Source organism: Shewanella sp. SR44-3, assembly GCF_014163735.1.
Taxonomy (GTDB): domain Bacteria; phylum Pseudomonadota; class Gammaproteobacteria; order Enterobacterales; family Shewanellaceae; genus Shewanella.
Genome location: NZ_JACJDV010000070.1, coordinates 1 through 4,853, shown reverse-complemented (window position 1 = coordinate 4,853; position 4,853 = coordinate 1). Strand labels below are relative to the sequence as shown.

General features: G+C 38.5%; 4 protein-coding genes. 3 read left to right on the top strand and 1 reads right to left on the bottom strand.

The window, feature by feature from the left end; translation table 11 throughout:
- Window positions 1–201: 201 nt before the first annotated feature.
- Window positions 202–453 carry a helix-turn-helix domain-containing protein gene (locus H5073_RS17695; protein WP_182680886.1) on the bottom strand — a complete coding sequence of 84 codons (252 nt, stop codon included), beginning with the start codon at window positions 451–453 and terminating at the stop codon, window positions 202–204.
- Between the two features lie 127 nt (window positions 454–580).
- Here H5073_RS17695 and H5073_RS17690 point away from each other — a divergent pair, with 127 nt between their 5' ends.
- The 3 genes from H5073_RS17690 to H5073_RS17680 all read left to right on the top strand — a co-directional run bounded on the left by H5073_RS17690 (window position 581) and on the right by H5073_RS17680 (window position 3,966).
- Complete coding sequence (locus H5073_RS17690; protein ID WP_182680885.1) at window positions 581–1,060, top strand: hypothetical protein; 480 nt, start codon at window positions 581–583, stop codon at window positions 1,058–1,060.
- 219 nt (window positions 1,061–1,279) lie between these two features.
- Window positions 1,280–2,248, top strand: coding sequence for a site-specific integrase (locus H5073_RS17685; RefSeq protein ID WP_182680884.1), 969 nt, complete (start codon window positions 1,280–1,282; stop codon window positions 2,246–2,248).
- Window positions 2,245–3,966 (top strand): hypothetical protein, encoded by a 1,722-nt coding sequence (locus H5073_RS17680; RefSeq protein WP_182680883.1) that lies wholly within the window; start codon window positions 2,245–2,247, stop codon window positions 3,964–3,966. Before H5073_RS17685 ends, H5073_RS17680 begins: the two co-directional genes overlap by 4 nt.
- Window positions 3,967–4,853: the final 887 nt, after the last annotated feature.

The window sequence follows — 4,853 nt, the reverse complement described above, 5'->3', positions numbered from 1 at the left end:
AATGGACAATGCCCATTCACAATTGGAGCCTTTGTCTATCTCAGTTAGCGATTTATTTTGAAGGACGTTTAGACAGCGTGCTCGAAATTTAAACTTAACCTGACACAGAATTTCGAACGCCCTCATTCCATTCAACATATTCCAACTGCCAAAATGCCGTTAATCTAATGTCAATTTACCGAGTGGTGCGAATAGCATAGTTTAGTCAATAATGCCTTTTGCCAACTTACGTTCAACCTCCGCTGCATCAGGGAAAATATCGGTGTGTTCGCAGCCTAAAATATGAATAATTTCGTAAATCCTATCGCACGACACAGCAATAACCCCTTTCTCAATACGGCTGATATAGCTTTGCTCAACCTCTAACTTGCTGGCAAGGTCTGCTTGTGTCCAAGACTTTCTAATTCTCGCTACTTTTATGTTCATACCAATTAAGGCTTGCGCTGATTGCATGCAAAATCTCAATAACTTCCAGAATATGTTAATAATCCCATATCGATCCACTTATCAGTATTTACAACAATACATAAAATATGTACCTTAATGCATATTGAATGACTTAATTATGATAAAGGTGTATATGAAGGGATTAGTTTTTACGTTTCAAAACGTTTTCACTCGACAGAGACGCGATGGTTTTTTTGCATCTGAAATTGTTGACGATGCCGTCAATATGCTTAACAAAGAGCGATTTAAGCACGCTGAAATTAAACAGATGGTAGATGATTTTTTGAAGGACCTGGTGTTTAAGGGGTGGCTAACAACGGGAATCGATGAAAAGACCGGTTTAACCACTTACACTCTGTTCGATAAAGTCGCTGATCCGATAGCACTAAAGTTAACATCTTCAGAAGTTGCAGAACTAGAAAAGGAAGGTGATAAACTTAATGAAGAATATATGTATGCTCGAGCTGTTTATCTTGAGGTTGACAGGTTTGTGTCGAACAAAAATAATCCAGAATTCTTAAGAAGCACAAAATATTTTAGCGATTTTATTCGACGAGACTTGATGGGCAAGTTAGAAGCGATTGAGTATATTCTATGCTCAAATGCACAGTGAGATAGGCTCATTAAACTGTTATTTTTACATTAAAAATTGAGATGAAGGAGGTTTTTTACAGACGTTACAATTAACAGAATATTGATTTTTTAAAACATTAAAAATATATAAATTATTGAAATATAACAAGTTATTTCATATTTTTGTATTGTGTATGTTCAAGGATATGTTAATCTAACCCTAAGAGAAAGCAGCCGTCAGAGCTGCATAGGGTTAGTTATGCAAGACCTAAGTATCAAGTTTTATATCATTCTGCGTGCGATATTTAATAATGCGTTTCGCGATGGTGTGATAGCCCGTAATCCAATGGAAGGTATTCAAAATTTAAGTGTTTGTCACGCTGAGCCAAATCCTTTCACTCGAGCTGAATTAACAGCGTTAGCGCAAACAGATGTTCGATGTTTATCAGGGAAAAATGCTTTTCAGTTATGTGCACTCACGGGGCTTCGTATAAGTGAGTTGTTGGCAATAAGCTGGGAAGATATTGACTTTATTAATGCAAAACTCAAAGTCAAAATTGCGTTAGTTGATAAGCAATATAAAACTCCAAAAACCCCAGGTTCTCAACGTACAGTAGAGTTATGTGCTTCTGCTATTAGTATATTAACACAACAAAAATTGATTACAGGTCATCGAAAAGCTAGAAAGATATCAGTGCTTCAGCGCGACAATAAAACGAAAAAAATCGAAAATTTATCACTCGTTTTTTACAACACTCAAACTAATCAGCCGTTTTTAAGTGCGAAACAATTTAATAAAACGTTTTTCACACCATTCTTAATATCGGCCGAGGTGAAGCACCGCGGCGCAGGACAACTTAGACACACTTTTGCAAGTCAAGCGCTCACGTCGGGTATATCTAAAGAGTGGATTGCTAGGCAGTTAGGGCATGAAAGCACTGCGATGATTGATATTCATTATGCTCGTTGGATGTGTGCAGATGCACCCGATTTTGTTAACAGAGTAGAACAACAATTTAGTGGCATATTTACACAAAAACAACCCGATGAATATATAGCTGCCGATGAAAACACATCTGATCTTAAAGCGACTTCAAGCACCGTCGCTACCGCAGGTATTCAGCTGTCAGAGCAACAGATATCGCAATTGCTCATTAGTCACCCTCATTTGATAACAGAGTATCTCAATCGTTTGCTGAGTCAGAGTGTTGGGGAGAAGTTGATATGAGATTAACGACTATCTTCTTTGCATTTGTTAACTATGCATTTAATGACAAGGGGCGCAGAGCTGGCAAAGCTACCTTGTTTCATTCATTACGTCTCACAGAAGAAATGGCGCTTAAACAAAAGTATTTGACTAAGTCACAGAAGCTGATGCGCTCAAAGAATGAGATCGAAATTGAATGGGATAGCTCGCTATCGCACACTAATTTGATTGATACCCCTGATGGAATTGTCCCTCTAGATAACTTTTCACAAGAGCAAAGAGAGCAAATGATGTTCGAAATTTTGCAACCCGAAACAATGAAGAGTGCTGATGCGCGTAAATTGGGGCAAGACAAAGCACGCTCAAAAAACAAACTTAAAGAGTGGATAAAGGCAGGTCATTTTTGCAAGAAAGGTATTGAGTTAGTGGATGAGATTTTCTCGAGTGATAGCTTAATAAATGTGCATCATGCTGCATATCGATTGAATTTGCTTGATATGAAGCGTAAAGCTCAGCGAGTTGAGCAATTGGTGAATTATATCAAAGCCCACAATGCATTGTTAGATAAGCCTAATTCACTTAACTCTGTCAATTTTGAAGAATTATTATTCAAAATCCCCATAAATAATCAGATAGGTACAGACATTGTGAGCAATGAAGAAATGATGCACGCAATGAAAAGTTTCTTACAGCGTTATTATCCTGATTATCCAATTAAACTCATGGTGTTACATCATGATGAACGACTACCCGGTGAAGTAACTGGCGGTCATGTGCATGCTTTTATTTCGGGGAAAAATGCTTTAACGCATCAATACGACTTACGGTTAGCGCACATCAGAAACGTCAATGCATATTTGTTTGGTCGCGAAGGTGTCGATGCCGACTTACTTTCTGAGAAAGGACGTTTGAATCGTGAGCAGGCAGGCGATGTGGCAAAGCATATGCAAGAGATGTTCTATGAGTTCGTCAACGAACACCTCTTTCATCCGAAGAACATTAATGCTGCATTTCATCCGGAATCGGTTCGTAAATCTGAAAAACGAAAGCAAATGCGCAGAGAAGCGAAATTGGCTAAGCGTGATAGAGCATTCAACTATCATGCTCGACTGCTTGAAAATGTAAACAGTTTAGAAATTCAGCTTAAAAGTTTTGATGGTAAAATTTCTGAGCGAAAACAAGTGCTTGACGATGTAGAGAGCAAAATTATTAACGTGAGTGAAAGTTATGACGCTTTGACAATAAAACATGACGCACTTGAACAACAATGTATTCAGCAAGAAGAAAGACTATCTGATATCGAGATAGTTGTTCAACAAAATCAGCGTAGACTTAGTAAAAACATGCGGCTTGAGCAAGAAGTTGATGAGCGTTTAAGCACAAAGATAAAGGAAGAAAAGAAAATAGATGCATCGATTTTGCTTAAACAGCAAAAACACACAGAATTAGATAGCGCTATAGCTGAAAAACAATCAATTTTAGAAAGACTTAGCGTAATGACAACTAAGGCATTGTATCCAGTACACAAAATGTTGGAGCACATGAACAATCGCTTAATACTAAAAGGAAGAGCGGGAGCGGCGGAGTTCATGCAACATATCATTAAAGCCTTTAGTGCAGATTTGCCAGCGGAGCTCAGAAAAACACTAATAAAAATTACGAGTAATACTGGCGATACAGAGCTTGAAAACGCGTTAACACGCAAAGACAGTCAGATTAACGACTCATTGGATATGTGATAAAGCACGCGTTCAATATTCGTTAAATGATGCGTTAACCGTATTCTCTCAGATTAGAGTCAATACAATATAAGATACTCGCAAAATAAGCAGGGAATCGGTCATTACTTTTTAAAGTGATGACCGATTTTTTATTAATCGCTGAGAATGTAAGACTTAAATTAACGGCCAGGCATGAGGTTATGCTTGTATCGAGTTATGGAGTGTAGTTTGTACCAATAGCGCTATCTAGCCCTAATTGGCAGCACTGCTGCCACAGATGGCACTTACGCTGCCAGTGGCGGCATTAAACATGTCAGTGGTCGTTTTAGAGAGCAAACGGATGAGGCGAAATAGTCAAAATATCGATTTGATAAATTGAGGTTTGAACAACATGTATGTTTGAAGCTCATTAGTATTGAAATGAAATTACCGTATATGGTGAGAGTATAAAACCCGCATGGTCAGTTGTTTTCACGACGTGATAATGTTTAGGCTAAGCCTAAACAAACCTTAACTTCGCACTTGGTGAGTGCGAAAAAGTACAGCTTCGCAGTCATCGACTGCGAAGCAAAAAGCAGCCCACAATTATGTGGGACCAGTACGTAACCCGGTACGTTTATCTCCCACTTTTTGTTCCAAAAAGATGGGAGATAAACTCGGGCAAGGGGAGTACCCCTTAACCCCAAAGACACATGCTGCGCATGTGAAAAAATCAAAGTCAAAAGACAACACGCATCTCCTCAATAACACTGTGCCAGCCATTTAGTTATTGTACCCAAAGAGGGCGTTCGAAATTCTGTGTCAGGTTAAGTTTAAATTTCGAGCACGCTGTCTAAACGTCCTTCAAAATAAATCGCTAACTGAGATAGACAAAGGCTCCAATTGTGAATGGGCATTGTCCATTT

Bases quoted from the DNA above. Each gene is read 5' to 3' on its own strand.
- H5073_RS17690 (WP_182680885.1), top strand. From the start codon at position 581: ATGAAGGGATTAGTTTTTACGTTTCAAAACGTTTTCACTCGACAGAGA.
- H5073_RS17685 (WP_182680884.1), top strand. From the start codon at position 1,280: ATGCAAGACCTAAGTATCAAGTTTTATATCATTCTGCGTGCGATATTT.
- H5073_RS17695 (WP_182680886.1), bottom strand. From the start codon at position 453: ATGCAATCAGCGCAAGCCTTAATTGGTATGAACATAAAAGTAGCGAGA.
- H5073_RS17680 (WP_182680883.1), top strand. From the start codon at position 2,245: ATGAGATTAACGACTATCTTCTTTGCATTTGTTAACTATGCATTTAAT.